This is a genomic window from Paenarthrobacter aurescens (genome assembly GCF_041549525.1).
In the GTDB taxonomy this organism is placed as follows: domain Bacteria; phylum Actinomycetota; class Actinomycetes; order Actinomycetales; family Micrococcaceae; genus Arthrobacter; species Arthrobacter aurescens.
Window position 1 is genome coordinate 2,364,711 of record NZ_CP157456.1, and the last position, 16,404, is coordinate 2,381,114.

19 protein-coding genes and 2 tRNA genes are annotated in these 16,404 nt (G+C 61.0%); 4 read left to right on the top strand and 17 right to left on the bottom strand.

Annotated elements, in window-relative coordinates; translation table 11 throughout:
* Positions 1-24 precede the first annotated feature (24 nt).
* A complete protein-coding gene (locus tag ABI796_RS10915) occupies positions 25-528 on the top strand; it encodes a DUF2004 domain-containing protein (protein ID WP_141285156.1) in 504 nt (167 codons plus the stop codon).
* On the opposite strand, the gene ABI796_RS10920 is transcribed toward ABI796_RS10915, so the two are convergent.
* Genes ABI796_RS10920 through ABI796_RS10945 form a run of 6 tightly spaced genes read right to left on the bottom strand, consistent with a single transcriptional unit; the run spans position 529 to position 5,596 of the window.
* On the bottom strand, positions 529-1,236 hold the full coding sequence (locus tag ABI796_RS10920) for a hypothetical protein (protein WP_141285154.1): 708 nt from the start codon (positions 1,234-1,236) through the stop codon (positions 529-531).
* The gene (locus ABI796_RS10925; RefSeq protein ID WP_246095857.1) at positions 1,236-2,234 is read right to left on the bottom strand and encodes a VWA domain-containing protein; all 999 of its coding nucleotides are present in this window, start codon (positions 2,232-2,234) and stop codon (positions 1,236-1,238) included. The genes ABI796_RS10920 and ABI796_RS10925 overlap by 1 nt, the downstream gene beginning before the upstream one ends.
* On the bottom strand, positions 2,231-3,202 hold the full coding sequence (locus tag ABI796_RS10930; RefSeq protein ID WP_141285150.1) for a VWA domain-containing protein: 972 nt from the start codon (positions 3,200-3,202) through the stop codon (positions 2,231-2,233). The genes ABI796_RS10925 and ABI796_RS10930 overlap by 4 nt, the downstream gene beginning before the upstream one ends.
* A complete protein-coding gene (locus ABI796_RS10935; protein ID WP_141285148.1) occupies positions 3,193-3,663 on the bottom strand; it encodes a hypothetical protein in 471 nt (156 codons plus the stop codon). The genes ABI796_RS10930 and ABI796_RS10935 overlap by 10 nt, the downstream gene beginning before the upstream one ends.
* A complete protein-coding gene (locus ABI796_RS10940; protein ID WP_141285146.1) occupies positions 3,653-4,576 on the bottom strand; it encodes a DUF58 domain-containing protein in 924 nt (307 codons plus the stop codon). The genes ABI796_RS10935 and ABI796_RS10940 overlap by 11 nt, the downstream gene beginning before the upstream one ends.
* Before the next feature lie 12 nt (positions 4,577-4,588).
* Positions 4,589-5,596 carry a MoxR family ATPase gene (locus tag ABI796_RS10945; protein ID WP_141285144.1) on the bottom strand — a complete coding sequence of 336 codons (1,008 nt, stop codon included), beginning with the start codon at positions 5,594-5,596 and terminating at the stop codon, positions 4,589-4,591.
* Between the two features lie 115 nt (positions 5,597-5,711).
* Here ABI796_RS10945 and ABI796_RS10950 point away from each other — a divergent pair, with 115 nt between their 5' ends.
* Positions 5,712-5,915: a hypothetical protein gene (locus ABI796_RS10950; RefSeq protein ID WP_373091249.1), complete on the top strand. Its 204-nt coding sequence runs from the start codon at positions 5,712-5,714 to the stop codon at positions 5,913-5,915.
* A gap of 7 nt (positions 5,916-5,922) precedes the next feature.
* Here ABI796_RS10950 and ABI796_RS10955 read toward each other — a convergent pair whose 3' ends face one another.
* The 5 genes from ABI796_RS10955 to ABI796_RS10975 form a co-directional block, all read right to left on the bottom strand.
* Complete coding sequence (locus ABI796_RS10955; RefSeq protein WP_141285140.1) at positions 5,923-6,741, bottom strand: carbohydrate ABC transporter permease; 819 nt, start codon at positions 6,739-6,741, stop codon at positions 5,923-5,925.
* On the bottom strand, positions 6,738-7,607 hold the full coding sequence (locus ABI796_RS10960) for a carbohydrate ABC transporter permease (protein ID WP_141285138.1): 870 nt from the start codon (positions 7,605-7,607) through the stop codon (positions 6,738-6,740). The genes ABI796_RS10955 and ABI796_RS10960 overlap by 4 nt, the downstream gene beginning before the upstream one ends.
* The gene (locus tag ABI796_RS10965; protein WP_141285136.1) at positions 7,604-8,977 is read right to left on the bottom strand and encodes an extracellular solute-binding protein; all 1,374 of its coding nucleotides are present in this window, start codon (positions 8,975-8,977) and stop codon (positions 7,604-7,606) included. The genes ABI796_RS10960 and ABI796_RS10965 overlap by 4 nt, the downstream gene beginning before the upstream one ends.
* Positions 8,978-9,078: 101 nt before the next feature.
* On the bottom strand, positions 9,079-10,278 hold the full coding sequence (locus tag ABI796_RS10970; RefSeq protein ID WP_170224965.1) for an ROK family transcriptional regulator: 1,200 nt from the start codon (positions 10,276-10,278) through the stop codon (positions 9,079-9,081).
* 220 nt (positions 10,279-10,498) lie between these two features.
* Positions 10,499-11,620 carry a class I SAM-dependent methyltransferase gene (locus ABI796_RS10975; RefSeq protein ID WP_170224964.1) on the bottom strand — a complete coding sequence of 374 codons (1,122 nt, stop codon included), beginning with the start codon at positions 11,618-11,620 and terminating at the stop codon, positions 10,499-10,501.
* Positions 11,621-11,827: 207 nt separating this feature from the next.
* Here ABI796_RS10975 and ABI796_RS10980 point away from each other — a divergent pair, with 207 nt between their 5' ends.
* Positions 11,828-12,205 carry a cupin domain-containing protein gene (locus ABI796_RS10980; protein ID WP_141285132.1) on the top strand — a complete coding sequence of 126 codons (378 nt, stop codon included), beginning with the start codon at positions 11,828-11,830 and terminating at the stop codon, positions 12,203-12,205.
* Between the two features lie 64 nt (positions 12,206-12,269).
* Here the strand turns inward: ABI796_RS10980 and ABI796_RS10985 are convergent.
* Positions 12,270-12,342: transfer RNA gene (locus tag ABI796_RS10985), tRNA-Ala, on the bottom strand.
* Between the two features lie 401 nt (positions 12,343-12,743).
* Here ABI796_RS10985 and ABI796_RS10990 point away from each other — a divergent pair.
* Entirely contained in the window at positions 12,744-13,334 is a 591-nt protein-coding gene (locus ABI796_RS10990) for a ScbR family autoregulator-binding transcription factor (RefSeq protein ID WP_141285130.1), read from the top strand.
* Positions 13,335-13,452: 118 nt separating this feature from the next.
* On the opposite strand, the gene ABI796_RS10995 is transcribed toward ABI796_RS10990, so the two are convergent.
* From ABI796_RS10995 to ABI796_RS11015, 5 genes are all read right to left on the bottom strand, one after another.
* Positions 13,453-13,528, bottom strand: a tRNA-Ala gene (locus tag ABI796_RS10995).
* Positions 13,529-13,642: 114 nt separating this feature from the next.
* Positions 13,643-14,047, bottom strand: coding sequence for a ribosome silencing factor (gene rsfS / locus ABI796_RS11000; protein ID WP_141285128.1), 405 nt, complete (start codon positions 14,045-14,047; stop codon positions 13,643-13,645).
* A gap of 128 nt (positions 14,048-14,175) precedes the next feature.
* Positions 14,176-15,459: a hypothetical protein gene (locus tag ABI796_RS11005; RefSeq protein WP_141285126.1), complete on the bottom strand. Its 1,284-nt coding sequence runs from the start codon at positions 15,457-15,459 to the stop codon at positions 14,176-14,178.
* 7 nt (positions 15,460-15,466) lie between these two features.
* A complete protein-coding gene (gene nadD / locus ABI796_RS11010) occupies positions 15,467-16,216 on the bottom strand; it encodes a nicotinate-nucleotide adenylyltransferase (RefSeq protein ID WP_281283986.1) in 750 nt (249 codons plus the stop codon).
* A complete protein-coding gene (locus ABI796_RS11015; protein WP_017200576.1) occupies positions 16,143-16,382 on the bottom strand; it encodes a hypothetical protein in 240 nt (79 codons plus the stop codon). Before ABI796_RS11015 ends, nadD begins: the two co-directional genes overlap by 74 nt.
* Positions 16,383-16,404: the final 22 nt, after the last annotated feature.

Below are 16,404 nucleotides of genomic sequence, written 5' to 3' on the forward strand. Positions count from 1 at the left end.
GGTTGATGGGGTTAGATTGATCACATGGGCAAGGTAGCGAGCAAGCATTTTGGGGAGATCGAGCTCAATCACGGGCGTGAACATTGCTTCGTAGCGAGACACGAACTTGGTGGCAACCAGCTTGAACTGGACCTCAACGTCACCGCGCACGACCACTTCGATGAGGCAGCCATGCGCAAGGTGGACTACAGGTTGCGCTTCCTGCCTGAGCTCGTGGACCAAGTACGGGAAATGATCGCCGATGAACTGGATCAGGACGGCACCAATCCCCAACAGTTCCTGCATTTCCACAGCTCACAACTCAAGGACGAGCAACTCGAATCGGTCTTCGGCGTCACCGACAAAGGCCAGCTCACCAATGACGTCTTCCTCAAAGCCCTCAAACTCGGCCACGTGGCCATCTACCCCGGGCAGCCGGAGCGGTACTTCGTGCTGGACTTCACCTTGGGTTCCCACTTCACGGACGAGCTCCTGGTAGTCGCGGCCGACGAAGACGGCGTTGTGGATGACGAGATCCTTTGGGAGTAGTCACCACGGCCTGTCCACACCGGGATCTTTGTCCGGTCCCCGCAGGTACTCGCCGCGCTCCTGGCCCTCGGATCGCTCCCGCTGTGCCTGCTGCGCGCTCTCTTGAAGCTGCTGGAGTTGCTCCTGGTTTGGTGGCTGCGGCTGCGTACTCTGCTTGGATGTGGAAGGACGGTCCGGGGCCTCAGCCGCGGCAATCTTGCCCTTCAGGCGGTCTTCGGCCGCGTCCAGGCTCTTGCCCTCCCCGGCTGAGTTCGCCGGAGATTCCGTGTGGCATAGGGGCGGCGCGACGTCTGCTGTGGCTTTGGCTTCATTGAACAACCGTGCCGCGGCGGCCGGTTCCCCGGCTTCATCCCCCAGCTTCTCGATGCTCAACACCAAGTTGACGCGCACCTTGCATTCGTCATTTCCTGCCCCTGCGGCCAAGGCCGACTCAAAGTCCCTCCGCGCAGCAGCAAAGTCGCCGGCAAGCACCTGGGCATCCCCCGAAGCGAAAAGCCCCTTATGCGGCTCCAGGATGTTCACTATCTGCAACCCTGCCGCTGCACGGGCTGCGCCCTCCTGCTCTCCTGCCTCGAAGGAGTTCGTTGCAGCGGTACCCAGCACAGCCACGCTCAGGAGCTTGGCAGCAACTGCGAGCGCCAGCAGCGCAGGTGGTGCTGACCAGAGCGCAAGGCGGCGTCGCCGTCGTCGTGCGTTGCTGTTCTTCATCAGCTGGGTTCCTTTTGCCTGGCAGGCCTGAGCGCTTGGAGGGCGGTGAAGTGCCGCAGGGGTTCGTGGATTGCCAGGAGGAACGCGGCCAGTGCGAGCAGCCAGTACAGCTCTATGCGTCCGGGGCCATTTTGGGTTCCTACGGTTATGGCGCTGGGGCGGGCTTGGCTGAGCATGTCCGACGCCGGAGCGGTGCCTGTCCTGTGGGCGTAGGGGACGTGGAGCTGGTCTGCGATGGAGCGTAGCTGGCCCTCGTCGATGCGTGAGACGGCGTCTTGTGGCGTGCCCGTGGTTTTGTCCCGTACGTAGCCGGCGTCCGCGGTGGTGCTTTCCTTCATTCGGCCGCCTTGGCCTGTTCCGTAGCCGAGCACCGCTCCCCCGGCCACGTTGCCGGCGTCCATGGGTGCCGGAGCTTCGGTGCTGGTGTTTTCCCCGTCTCCGGCGTAGAAGACCAGGGCGGGTCTGCCGGGGTGTTGCTGTTGGGCGGCTTGCAGCCTTTCCTTCAGCAGCTGCGCCGCACCGGTGACGCTGCTTCCTTTGGCGTATCTGCTGTTTTGGGGTTGGAGGGTGGCCATGGCTGTCCGCAGTGCTGTGGCGTCCTGGGTCAGGGGCATGCGGACAGTGGCTTTGCTGTCGAAGGTGATGAGCGAGAATTTGGCTCCGGCGAGTTCTTTGGCCAGGGTCATGACGTCCTCCTGGACGCCAGAGAGCCGGGTGTTTGTTCCGCTGTAATCTTCTGCGGCCATGCTGGTGCTGGTGTCCACAACGAAGAAGACGTCCAGGTCTGCGGTGCCGGTTTGGGCCTGGCCTCCTGACCAGCCGGGCCGCAAGGCGGCGAGGAGCAGGAGGACGACGGCGGCACTGCGCAGTGCTGCAGGCCTCCAGGTCCGCTGTGCCCGGTTTCGTCCACGGGGTGCAAGGGTCCACGCGGTGAGGCCGAGCAAGGTGAGAAAGGCGAGGGCAATGAGGGGCCAGGGAAGAATGGGGGCGAAGGTCATGGTTCCAGCCGCCATCCGAGCAGCAGCATCCCTGTGCCGGCCAGCAGGGCAACACCCAATGGCCAGTCCGGGGCGTCGGAGACCACTGCCTGTGGCGCTGCGAGGTAGCTTGTGGCTTCGGTGTCCTGGACCTCCTGGACGATGCCCGGTACGGCGTCCGGGCTGTCCAAGGTGAAGTAGGTGCCGCCGGTTCGTTCTGCGGCTGACTTGAGCAGGGCGCCGGGCTGGTCCGTTTGCCCCCCGTAGTCCATGTCCCCTGGGTTGAGGGCGTGAATCTTTACCTTTTTGTCGGCCGCCAGGGCTGCGGCTTGCTCCAGGGTGAAGATGGGCTCTCCGGAGAGGAAGTTGTCCGTGGCCAGCACCACGGACCGCGAGCGCTCCCCTGGCTCAGTGCCGGGGAAACTTTGTACGCAGGAGGCCAGCCCGTCGCCTATGAGTGAGGAGCCCTCACCGTTCCAGGTGCCGTCAAAGAAGGACCCTGATCCGCTGTTTAGGGCTTCCTTGGCTTGGGCGAGCTGTTCGGCGGCGAACTGGTAGTCATCGGTGAGCGGGAAGAGTTGTACGCTGCTGCTGTCGAAGATGACCATCCCGATTCTTTCGCCGTCGAATTTCCTGGCGAGGTCTTCGAAGACTGCTGTGACGGCGGCATCTGTGCTGGTCATGGAGCCGGACACATCAAGGCACAGCACAATGTCCCTGTTCCTGATTTCCGGTTGCTCGGTTGTGCGGTGGATTGGTCTTGCAGCGGCTGTGGCGGTGGCGGCGAGGAACACCGCGCCCAGCGCCACGGCCAGGATCAAGCGGGCGCGGTGCCGGCGGAGGGCCTGCTGGTATTCGGGGAGGCCGGTGAGCCTCTCACCGTGGGCAATGGGCCTGGTCTGTGGGGTTCGACGACGGCGGTAAGTCAGGGCGGCGATGCTAACCGCTGCTGCGGCCAGGGGAAGCATCCACCAGTAGCTCAGTTCCATGCGCGCACCACCTGACGTGCAGCCTCCGCGGATTCCTGGACGGTGTGGGTTGGCTGGGGTGCGAACTCGCTGGGGTAGATACCGGCGATTCCTGCCGCCAAACCGTTGTATTCGTGTCGGCGGAGTTCCTCAAGGGTCATCGAAGTCAGGGGCAGCCCCTTGGCCGTCCCGGCGAATTCGCGGACGAGGAAACTGAGTTTTTGGTGAGCGTCGCGCTCTGGCAAGCGGCCGGCGTCGGCGTCCTCTGCTGTGGCGTCGATTGCCTGGAGGCATTCGCTTCGGAGCCTCTCCAGATGGGGTCCTTGATGTGCAGGCGCGTTTTGCCTGGCGGGTGCCTTCTTGCGGCCCCACAGGAAGATGGCCGCGTACCAAAGCCCTACGAGGAGCACCATCACCAGTCCGAGCCAGAACCACTGCGGCTGGTATTGCAGGGGTGAATAGAAGCCGTTTTCATCCTGCATGGCTGCCACCCACGGTTGACGGCCTTGGCGTGATGGCCCGGGACCGGTGCTTTTCGAGCAGGGCGAAGACTGACGTCAGGACCTCTTCACTGCCGCTTGTGTGTTCCTCGGCAATTCCGAGGCGGTGGAATACCGCCCGCCGCTGTTGTTCCCGTTCCAGCATTGCCTCAGCGTAGGCAGCCTGTACTTTCCCATCCATGGCCAGCGCCAGGGGTATTGCCTGCCCTGTCCGGACGTCCGTGCTGCCCTCGTGGCCCGCCTGAACTGCGAGTTCGGCGTCGCGCACGGTCAGCCACAGGACCTCGTGCCGGCCGCGCAACCTCCGCATGAGGTTTTCGGTGCGGGAATCGGGGAGGAACTCATCGGCAATGGCAACAATGAGCAAACGCCCTTTGAGGTATCTCAACACGTAGTCCAGCTGTTGGGCGATGCCACTGACCGGACCCTCAAGGGATGCGCTCGCATCCACTTCGCGCAGCAGCCTCTCCAGATGTTCTTCACCGCTGCGGGGGGGCAGGTACCAGGAGTTGGTGGCGTTGCCGTGCAGGAGGCCCACATCGTCACCGTGCCTGGCGGCAAGATAACCCAGCACACCGGCGGCATGGACGGCAATGTCCCTTTTGCTCTCACCGGAGAATGCTTGTGCTGCCATGTTCCTGCCGGTGTCCACCAGGAGAAGGACAGCGTGCCGGCGAACTGCCACATATCGCTTGACCAGGGGGGATCCGTGGCGTGCCGTAGCTTTCCAGTCGATGTCGCGGACCTCATCCCCGGGCACATAGGCGCGGAGTTCATCAAAGTCCAGGCTGCGGCCTTTGAAGACCGAACCGTACTCCCCGTCCAGCAATGACAGCGTCCTGCGGTGGGCGAAGATGAACATCCTGGACTTGACGCGTCGGAGCAGGCTGGGCACGTGCCGGCCCCTTTACGGCGTCTGCACGGACGCCAACACGGCATCGATCACGGTTTCCACGGAGATGCCCTCAACCACGGCATCGAATCCCAGAATGATCCGGTGCCGCAGGATCCTGTGCGCGAGGTTCTTGACGTCTTCAGGAATGACGTGGTCACGCCCTTTGAGCAACGCCATGGCCCGGGCTGCCTGGCTGAAAGCTATGCTTGCCCGCGGGCTGGCCCCGAATTCCACCACGTTGGCCAGCCGCGGCTCCAAGTACTGTGAAGCGTTACGGGTGACGTAGGCGAGCCCCACAATGTACCTGACGATCGCCGGATCAATGTAGACCCGGCGCACGAGTTCCTGAACTTGGACTACCGCGTCAAGGGACGCGGCGGCCGGAGGCTTCTGGTCCGGGCTGAAGACGCCGGCATCAATCCGGCGAATAACTTCCGCTTCCTCCGCCGGACTCGGATAGTCCAGGACATCCTTGAGCATGAACCTGTCCATTTGTGCTTCGGGAAGACGATACGTCCCTTCCTGCTCAATGGGATTTTGGGTAGCGAGCACCAGGAAAGGCTGCGGCAGGGGGTAGGACTCGCCCCCTATGGACGTCTGACGCTCCTGCATCGCCTCAAGCATGGCACTTTGCGTTTTGGCACTGGAGCGGTTGATCTCATCCAACAACACAATGTTGGCGTGAACAGGCCCCAGCTGCGTGACAAAGGTACCCTTGGCGGCGTCAAAGATCTGCGTACCCGCGATGTCGCTGGGCAGCAGGTCCGGCGTGCACTGTATGCGGCGGAACTCCGCACTCACCGATTCCGCTATGGCTTGGGCAGCTGTGGTTTTTGCCAAGCCAGGCACACTTTCCAACAGCACATGGCCGCCGGTCAGCAGCCCAATGACCAACGTCTCACGAAGCCTGGCCTGGCCTACTACTTTGTTTTCGAAGCTCCGGACAATGCTCCCCACGAGTTGCTGGGCACGGGCCATATCGGGTGCATCGATTCCGGCCATGGCTGTGAGCTGTTGCACTCGTGGTCCCCTCGTTGGCGTAGTTCTCAAACGGCCACTCTATCCAAGCCTTCGGGTGAAAATGCCGCAATGGGGACCCCTCCCCATGTGGACTTTGGAGGTCTATCCTTTTGCCATGCACCAGCTACCAGCCGCCTATCAGAACTACCTCGCATCCCAGGACCAGCACGTGATCGACGCCGTACGGCCGGTCCTGCTTCAATCGGCAGCAGACCAACGCCACGGTGTCCGCATCACCTACAACAGGGGACCAACCGGGCACCAGGCCCATCTGGACGAATCCGTACCTTACGGCGAAATCGTGGAGGACATCGACTGAAAGACAGCTAGCCCTTCATGGCCCCGGAGAGGGCAAACGAATTCCCCATGCCACGGGATACCAGCGCATAAAGCACCAGGACGGGCACCGAATACAGGATGGAGAACGCGGCCAGCTGGCCGTAGGCGATTGCCCCGTGCTGGCCGAAGAAACTGAAAATGGACACCGCCGCTGGTTGCTTGCCGGTGGACAGCAACAGGATAAAAGGAACAAAGAAGTTCCCCCACGCCTGGATGAAAACAAAGATGAACACCACCCCCAAGCCCTGCCTCATCAGCGGCAACACCACTGTCCTCAGCGCCGCCATGGCAGATGCCCCGTCCACCCACGCCGCTTCCTCCAGCTCAAGAGGGACCGAGTCCATGAAGTTCTTGGTCATCCATATCGCCATGGGCAAAGTGGTAGTAGCCATGAAAAAGACAGTGGCCGCCATGGAATCCAAAAACTGCAACTGCACAAACAAACCGTAGACCGGCACCATGATGGCCGTCACCGGCAACGAGGTCCCAAACAGCACCGTATACATGAACGGCTTATTGAACCGCGACTGATACCTGGACAACGGGTAGGCCGCAAGCACGGCAGCCAGGACGTTGACCACGGCCGTACCCGCCGACAACATCAAACTGTTGGCCAAGGGCTGGAACAACAACTCGGGAGTCATCACAGCACGGAAATTCTCCAGGGAGGGCGCCACCGGAACCTTCGTCTGATAACCGGCTTGGGGATCCACGGCAGCCAACAGCAACCACAGCAAAGGCGCAACAAAGCACACCCCTATCACCACCAAAGCGATGTTGGCACCCAGCTTCGCCCTTGTAGTCATGTCTTTTGCTCCCTGAGGAGCCGGACATAAATGGCGCCAAACACCATACCCAGCAGGATCAGCACCGACGCCACAGCCGTGCCGTAGCCAATATCACCGAACTTGAACGCCTCCTGGTAGGCCAACACCGGCAACGTAGTGCTGGCATTGGCAGGACCACCAGCAGTCATCACCCATATGAGGGTGAACACGGCCAACGTCTGAAGGGTAATCAGCATCAGGTTGGTGGCAATGCTGCTGCGGATCAAAGGAAGGGTGATGAAGGTGAGCCGCTGCCACCCCCGCGCACCATCCATGAGGGCCGCTTCTGACACATCCCGGGGGACGTCAGCCAACGCCGCGCGGTAGACCAACATGGAGAAGGCAGTTCCGCGCCACGTATTGGCCAGGATGATCGCCAGCAACGGAAACGAGTACAACCAGTCCGCACCCTCGCCTCCAAGGGCACCCAGAATCTGGTTCAGCGTCCCGTCCCTGTTGAAGTAGGCGTACGCGGCAAACGCAGCCACAATCTCCGGAAGCACCCAGGCCGCAACAACAGCAGTCCCCACCCACGATGCCACCGCTTTCCGGGAACGCGTCATCAGCAAGGCAATGAGCAAGCCCAACACATTCTGGCCCACCACGGCCGAGGCGGCGACGAACACCACCGTGAGCCAGGCATCAAACGGAAAGGAATCATCGCTGAACATCCGGACATAATTGTCCACCCCCACCCACTGTGGATTCCTCGCTGCCTTCCCGGACAATGCGGCGTCCGTGAACGAGGCATAAAAGGACCACACAACAGGAGCCATCAGGAACGCCAACAGCAGAAGAACGGACGGAACTACCGGGAGCAACCGCACAAAGCGGCGAATTCTCATCTCTCCAGGACCTTGTCCTCACCTACCAGTTTCCGGACGGTGGCATCATATTCAGCCGCTGCTTCCTCAGGACTTTGCTTACCCGTGATGACCGACTCCGTAGCTACCTGTACAGCCATGGAAATCCGCGGGTAGTCAGCTGTCGCAGGCCTGTAATGCGTCACCTTCACCAAATCGGAAACGTCCTTTACAAACGGGTTGGCCGCCAAGTACTCAGGTTCCGAGGCCACATCGGTCCGAACAGCAATCTGGGAATTACTGACGTCGTAGGCCAGCGCATTCTTTTTGTTCAACGCCGTGGTGAGGAAGCTGAAAGCCAGTTCAGGGTTCCTGGTGTTCGCCCCCACAGCCAGTGTCCAGCCCCCGGACATACTCACGCCACCGGGATCCTGTCCCTTCTGCGTGGGGAACATTGCTACGCCCATGTCCTGTTCATAGCCGGCCCACTCGTAAGCGCCGCCCTTCTGCCAGAACGACGGCGTATAGGAACCCTCCACGGTTGCGCCAAGTTTTCCTTGCGGGAACCACTCGCCAAAAACCTTTTTCCACACGTTGGCATCCAAGGCTTCGGCAGGACTCACGGCGAGTTTCTCTTCATAAAGGGTTTTCAAGAACGCCAGGGAATCGGTGAACCCTTGGGACCCCACCACCCATTTCTTTTCCCCCGTGTCATACAAGCTGCTGTCAGTGCCGTAAAGCAGCTCGTAGAAACTCTGCATGACCGTGCCTTCGCCGGTGCCCTTACCTGCATACATATTGAAAGGGATGACATTGGGATCCGCAGCCTTCATGGCACGGGCGGCAGTGAGGATCTCATCCCAGGTTTTCGGCTGCCAGGGAACCGGTATGCCAGCTTTCTGCAGAACAGTCTTGTTGTACCAAATGGCCCGGGTATCGGTGCCCAGGGGAACGGCGTAAATTCCGCCGTCGTCCGCACGGCCGGCTTCCTTGGCCGCCTCGTTGAACGCGTCCCAGTCATCCCATTTCTCGAGGTACGGGTCCAACTTCAGCAAGTATCCGGCGTCGACGTCGGAACGGACCTTGAACGTGTCCTCATAAAAGACGTCCGGCGCCGTGTCAGCTGAGCGCTGAGCCAAGGCAAGCTTGGTCCCGTAATCGTCGTCATTGGCCTGGATGGGCTGGAGGTCCACAGTGACGCCGGCGTTGGAGGCCTCGAATTCCTTTTTGGCATCCTGCATGACCGTGTCCAAGGCAGTGAACGAATCGGTCTTCTGGTAGAGAATCTTCAGGGTCTTGCCCGCTGCAGCCTCAGGCGTAGGCGAACAGGACGTCGCTGCCGTCAGGACGGCAGCGACGGTAACAAGTGCGGCGGCGAACTTCACCGGTGCATAAATCACTGGGCGGCGCATGGTGCTCCATTCAGTCGATCGTGGCTACAGCCCCCATGCTTCACCGTGACACACCTGCGACGTGGCCGAGCCCTATGGTTATTCAGTTATCCTGCCTCCAACTAGCCTTCCAGCAGGAGCCTTTGCGCCCGTGGTGCCAACATGTGCTCCAAGACCAAGCAGGCAGCACCAATGGCGCCAACATCTTCACCCACGCCGGAACCCACAACTTCGAGATCGTGGATCATGCGGGCCGCGTTGTTCTTATCCAACACCTCAGGCACACGCTCCATGAAGTACGGCGACATCCGCCCCCAGAACGGGCCTCCGAAGACCACGCGTTCAACGTCAAGGGTGTTGGTCACTATGGAAACGGCACGGGCCACCAAGGTTGCGGACTTGTCCAGAATCGCAATTGCCTTGCTGTCTCCGGCGTCGGCGGCGTCGCACAACTGGGCGTACCGTTCCTGAACCTCCGGGCCGTCCGCCCCTCCCCTGTGCCCTTCCAGGACACCGGCGGCTTCGGCTTCTGCCACGAGCGCCTGCGGGATGCATGAAGACTTCACGCAGCCATACAACCCACAGTCACATTGGGGACCATTGGGGTCCACCACAATGTGGCCGATTTCCCCGGCGTTGCCCGAGGTCCCGCGGACTACTTCATCATTGAGGACAATGCCACAACCGATGCCGGTACCCATGTACATGAACACGAAGCTGCCAGCACCGCTGGCACCGCCAGCCCACGTCTCGGCAACAGCGGCACTGGTCACATCTTTATCCACCAGCGTTTCCATGCCGGTGGCTTCAGCCAGGGCCTCCCTGATGCGCACGCGGTTCCAGCGTGTCAGCAGCGGCGGCTCCACTACAGAACCTTCATCGAGGTCGATCGGACCGGGCACGGCTACGCCCAGGCCGGCGATCTTGGAGGCGTCCACCCCCGAGTCCTCGATCAGGATGTTGATCTGTTCGGCGATGCTGGTAATCACCCCGGCAGGATCACCGGCGGGAGTGGCCATCCGCGAATGCTTGACCACCTCGCCCAGCAGGTCCAGGACAACGAAGGTGATGACTGCCGGGTCCAGGTGAACGCCCACAGCGTACATGCCGGCCGGGTTCAGGCGCAGGATGGTTCTGGGCTTCCCGGGCCCTGAGCCTTCCTTTCCTGCCTCCACAATCAGTTGCTGATCCAGCAGGCGCCTGGAAATGTTCGAAATCGTCTGCGGGGACAGCCCAACGATCTGGGCCAACTCAACGCGGCTGAGCCCACCGGAAGAGCGGCGGATCGCCTCCAGAATGACGGTTAGATTGAAGTCCCCCATACGGGGAAGGTTGGTTCCGCGCCTAGGTGTCGGCTGCCGGATCTCAGTCACTGATGCCCCTCGTCATTGGGATGAAGTTCGTCGAAGTTGGTCTTTGTCTGAATCGTACGATACCGCCGCCGTTACGGATATGAGCACACGCGGGCACCGGCATCAGGGCTTGATAACAATGCCGTTGAATTCCTGCCAACTGCCTCCGGAACGCCATAGGGGGCCCGGCTCAGATCTTCCGGCTGCGGGTTACCGTGAACTTGGGATTCCGGCCTTCCTCGACCGTCGGCCCGATGTGCCGTTCAAGAGCAGCCCGATACTGCAAGTGGCTGTTATAGACCGTCCACAGCTCTCCACCCGGGGCCAGGACCCGGGCGGCTGCCTGAAACAGCTTCAGCGCAGCGCCCGCGTGAACACTTGCGCCCAGGTGGAACGGCGGGTTCAGCAGGATGAGCTCAGCGCTGCCGGAGTCAAAAGTGGACATGGCGTCATCGTGGATCACCTCCACCCTCCCTTCCAGCCCGTTTGCCGCCGCTGTAGCCTTGGCCGAAGCCACAGCTGCTGCGGATTGGTCAGTAGCCACCACGCGGGCATCCGGGTTGCCAAGTGCGTACATCGTGGCGAGAATACCGGTTCCGCAGCCGAGGTCTACAGCCTGCCGCGCGGCCGGCATGCGATCCATGAAGGTCAGCAAATAGCGCGTACCAATGTCCAGGCGTGCCCCTGAGAAAGCAGCACCATGGGCACAGACCGTGATTCCCAACTCAGGCAAGGACTCCACCACCGGAAAAGGGAGCTCAGCCGGTGCCTCTTTGGGATCCCGCGAAACAATGACCCTGGACTTCTGACGGGCAAGTTGCGGCTGGACTGAGGAGAAGTAACGTTCCAGGACAGCGTTCATGCCAAGGGACATGTGCTTGACGCGACCCCCGGCCAACAGGACCGCATGCGGGGCCGCAAACCTTGCAACGGCGTCGGCGATTTCATCCAACTCAGCCAGCGACTTCGGTAACTGAAGGAGCACCAGGCCGGCGTCGTGCAGCAACTCGCGGTCCAGTTGATGCTCGGTGAAGCGGCCTTCCAAGCCGGCAGACGCGGCATTGCGTCTCAGCGCAAGCCTGCCGGTAAAAAGGTCCTGGTTTACCCGTACCTGGCCCACGCCGAGCCCAGCCAAAGCCCCCAAGGTCAGGGCACCGTATCGGTCCCCAATGACCGCCACGTTGGTGTCGGGACCCAGCAGATCAGCAGCCGTTTGGAGCAGAAGCCTGTCCGTGGCGTCAAAGGCGTGCAGATTGTCCGCTTGGACGTCCGGAAGCCTGCTCAAACCATTCAGGAGCGCTTCAACTTCCATTGCCGTCACGGTGCGGTTCTCACTTTCATGCTCAATGTCTCGACTTTAGGGTGGCTTGGGAGGAACCTTGTTCTTGCACGACGCAAACACCTGCGTTCCCTTTGGCTGGCGAGCCCCCAAAGGAGGCAGGCACAGGTCACGGCGACCCCTTGGAGCCAGGTGCCGGGATCCACCCATCATCAGGCTCCCCTGCCTCTGTGAGAAGCCATGAGTGTCAATGTTGTCACGAACCTTGAAGTAAAGTCCCACAACTCTCCCGATGAAACGCGGCGCCCCGACAAGACGGTGCTGGACCTCGTCACTGTGGGAGAGTACACAATTGGCCGTATGACGTTTGAACCGGGCTGGACCTGGGCCGACTGCGTCAAACCCGTTGTTGGCACCGACTCCTGCGAGCTGAGCCATGTGGGATTCTGCGTTGCGGGAAGCCTGGAAGTAGAAACCAACGACGGCGGCAAGATCACCATTTCAGCCGGGGATTCCTACAGCATCCCGCCGGGCCACAACGCCCGCGTGGTAGGCGATCAACCCTTCCAAGGCGTGGAGTTTGTCAGCGGCGCGGAATTCGCACGGCCCACCCAGTAGTCCCGATTCCTCAAGAACGACATGAAAAAGACCCCGCTCAATGAGCGGGGTCTTTCAACCAAAGTGGAGCTGAGGGGACTCGAACCCCTGACCCCCTGCATGCCATGCAGGTGCGCTACCAGCTGCGCCACAGCCCCGGATGTTACTGGAAAACCATTGCCTGCAGACGGTGTGATTTCTCTTCCCGCCGAAGCAACTCGTCAATACTAACCACAATCACGTGAGAAGCGAAATCGTCGGAACATGAGCTGCATCACCCCGCCCGGCCGTCCTGCTGACGACGGCCGCAGCCGAGGTGCGACGGATTACTCCGCCGCACCTCCCCCCAAAACCAGCTGCGCCCAAAACCAGCTGCGCCGAAGTCACACAAAAGCATCGCGACTCCCCTGAAGTCTAGGATCACTTTCACACAAAACCAAACCGTTCAGTCGGTTTAACTTTCCGTGATCCCTCAGGCCGCCCGGTGGTAGCGTTGTGGAGTCCCGACGGCGGCCCACACCTCCGTCTCCCGACTCACCTGAGAGGCCAACCAGCACCGATGCAACAACGCGCGAAAGACACCCGGCTCTCCGTCATCGAAGGCGCCGCCCGGGTTTTCGCCGAAATCGGATACGGGAACGCCAGCCTTACCGACATCACCAAGCGTGCAGGCGTGACCAAAGGTGCGCTCTACTTCCACTTCACCTCAAAGCGTGAACTTGCGTTGGCCGTCATTGAGGAGCAACACGCAACGGTCCTGGCAGCGGGCGCGAAGATACTGTCCTCAGAGGCACCCGCACTGGAAAAACTCCTTGGACTCTGCAGAATGTTCGGCCAACAGCTCCTTGAAGAACCGGTAGTCCAAGGTGGCATCCGCCTTACCTTTGAAGCCTCAGCTTTCGACGCTGACGTCTCTGGCCCCTATCAGGACTGGATCAACACAACCGAGGAACTGCTCCGCCAAGCGGTCCTCGATGGCTCCATCCGTGCCGACCTGGACGCTTCAGCTTTTGCCAGATACCTGGTTGCGTCCTTCACGGGGGTTCAGTTGGTGTCCGACGTCCTGACATCACGCGCAGACGTCCTGCTGAGGATCGAGCAGATGTGGGAATTCCTGCTGCCAGCCTTGCGCCCTGCACTAAGGAGCTAGCCGGACTTCTTCCGGCAGCTTCCGCAAGGGATCGCACGAAGATACTGCGACAAAGAAGTTACTGCGACAAAAAAAGATCCTGTCCTGTTCATAAATTCTTGAACAAGACAGGATCCAATGGTGGAGCTGAGGGGACTCGAACCCCTGACCCCCTGCATGCCATGCAGGTGCGCTACCAGCTGCGCCACAGCCCCATATTCTTGCTGCTTCGCGTTCAGCTTTTCGGCTATCCGCGCCGAAGCAACTCAAATATCTTAGAACAGCATTTCCGAAAATTCCAAATCGGACATATTTCGGCTCACTGGTTCCTAGTGCTCGGTTTCGTCCGCGGCAACAGCCTTGGCAGAAGCGTCATCACCCAGTTCCAGGTCCACCACGGGGCAGTCCTTCCAGAGCCTCTCCAGGGCATAGAACACGCGATCCTCGGAGTGCTGGACGTGGATCACAATGTCCGCGTAGTCCAAGAGCACCCAGCGACCCTCCGAACGTCCCTCACGGCGCACAGGACGCAGGTCCTGCTTCATCAGTTCTTCTTCAATGCCGTCCACAATGGCATTGACCTGACGCTCGGTGGGAGCCGATGCAATCAGGAAGACGTCAGTGAGCGCCAAACGCTCGCTGACGTCCAAGGCCACAATGTCCTCGGCGAGCTTCTCGGCCGCGGCACGCGCAGCGTGACGGGCAAGGGTGATGGATTGTTCATGTGCAGACACGGGGTACTCCTTGTTGTGGCCAATGGGCCTGTGTTTGGCTGAGCCTTTGTTTGGCCTGAGCCATTGCTCCGACGCTATTGAGGGTCCAACGCAATTGAGGTTTCAGCGCTATTAATGTTTCAGCGGAACTAACCGCTGGTGATCATGATGATGCCGATGATGAGGGCAACGATGCCCAACGCCAGGACGCCGTACTGCAACATCCTGGTTCGTTGCGCCCGGGCCAGGCCGGCCGTGTTGGCGTCCAACGGATCCAGGCCATACGCAGCGCTGGCCGAAACAGGTGGGCGCTGCGATTCTTCGCTTGCCTCCCCAACAGGCTCCGGGCGTTTCCGGGCCGACTTCGCTACCGCTTCCGCACGGGCAAGAACACCGGAGCGGCCACGCGGACCCGCCTTTTTAGCCGGAGGTTGCCCGGCGTCAACCTTGGGCCCGGCGGACGTAATCAGCGGAACAAAAGTGGTGCTGGGACGCTTCATGACGGGCCGCTCAATGCCTGGCATCTTGACGAACTCCAACGGAGTCACCATTGCAAGATTATTGGCAGTGGACGGACCGGCCGTTGCTGCCGGAGACTTGCCGTTACCCGCAGAGCCTTGAGCGCTCTTCCCCGAATCAGAGGTGCTCTTTCCAGGATCAGAGGGGCTCTTTCCGGAATCAGCTTGAGTCTTCTCAGCAAGTTTCTGCTTGGCAGCAGCACGCTTGTTCAGGACGGCTGCCCGCTCGGCCAGGGCAATCTGCTGGGCAAGAACATCAGGGTCCACGGCCAATGGATCCTGCTCGGCAATGTGTTCCAGCTTGGCCGTCTGGTTTTCCACTTGGGCAGCGATCAGTTGCCTGACCGCAAGCGCCTGCTCCACGGACATTTCAGATTCCGCGGGGGCCTTGGTGCTTCCGTCCGCATCCTTTGCGGCTGAGGGCGCGCCCGGAGCCTTCGGGTCTGCAGGCTTGGCAGCTGGCTGAGCGGCCGGGGGCTTGGGCTGGGAAAGCACGGCTGCTTGCCCCTGGCCTGCGTCCTTTGCGGCTTCCGGCGCAGGAACAATCGGATTCATGGAGGTGGCAACTTCAGCCTGAAGTTGCTGCAAACGCAGCTGGCGACGCGTGGGTGGTCCCCCGCCAGAGAGTTGCTCCTCCTTGTCAGCCAGCTCCTTGATGGTGCGCAGAGCAGCACGATCCCGCGCCCGGATTTGCGAGGACCGCTCCTGCGCTGCCGGTCCCACACCGTCTACCGGAACATCGGCGGCGCGGCGATTGCGGCCGTTGGGACGTTCGGGATGAAAAGGATTCTCTACGTCCGCCGGCGCGGAAATACCCACTTGCTGAACAGTGGGTTGACCATCGGTGGATTGCTGTTCACGGGCACGCCGAAGCTCACGCCTGCTGCGGATGGGTCGCTGGTCCTGGCTGCTCATTCAAAACTCATTCAGTACGTGCTTGGTCGTCTGATCCGGAAAGTACGGGTGTCAGATCCGCTGCGTTGGAAGGCGCTGAGTACAGTCCGTACTTTGCAATGTACTGGACCACTCCGTCAGGTACGAGATACCAGACAGGGTTCCCGGCGCCCACTCGGGTCCTGCAATCCGTGGAGGAGATCGCCATGGCAGGGACTTCCAACAGGCTGACGTCGTCCCGGCCCATGTCATGAAGCTCATGACCCGGACGGGTGACGCCGACGAAATGGGCCAAAGACCACAGCTCGTCAACATCCTTCCACGAGAGGATCTGAGCCAGGGCGTCTGCGCCGGTGATGAAGAAAAGGTCGGCGTCAGGACGCTCTGCACGGAGGTCCCGGAGGGTGTCAATGGTAAACGTGGGCCCCGGACGATCAACATCAACCCGGCTCACTGTGAACCGGGGGTTGGAAGCTGTGGCGATGACCGTCATCAGATAGCGGTGCTCGGGCCTGCTGACCAGCTTGTGCGACTTCTGCCACGGCTGGCCTGTTGGCACGAAGACTACTTCGTCCAAACCGAACTTTGCTGCCACTTCACTGGCAGCAACAAGGTGGCCGTGATGGATGGGATCGAACGTTCCACCCATCACGCCCAGCCGGAGCCTGCGCCCCGCCTCCCCACGCGGTGTTGCGGCGATAATGTTAGTGGCCTTGGCCGTGGGTGTGCTTGTTCGGGTGCTGGCGGTGCGGATCAGCGTGCTCTTCCACAGCCTCATGGCGGTTGCCAAGGTTGGTGTAGGAAAGAGTCACGAACAAGAGAACCAGCATGAGGGCGAACATCACGACGCCGAAGACCCACGGCTCTGCCCACAACGGAGCGAGTTCCTCGTGGCCGCCTTCAGTTTGCGCGGCAATGGACGTGGCGATCTGCTGAAACAGCATCTTCTCCCCTAGTTGGTTCTCA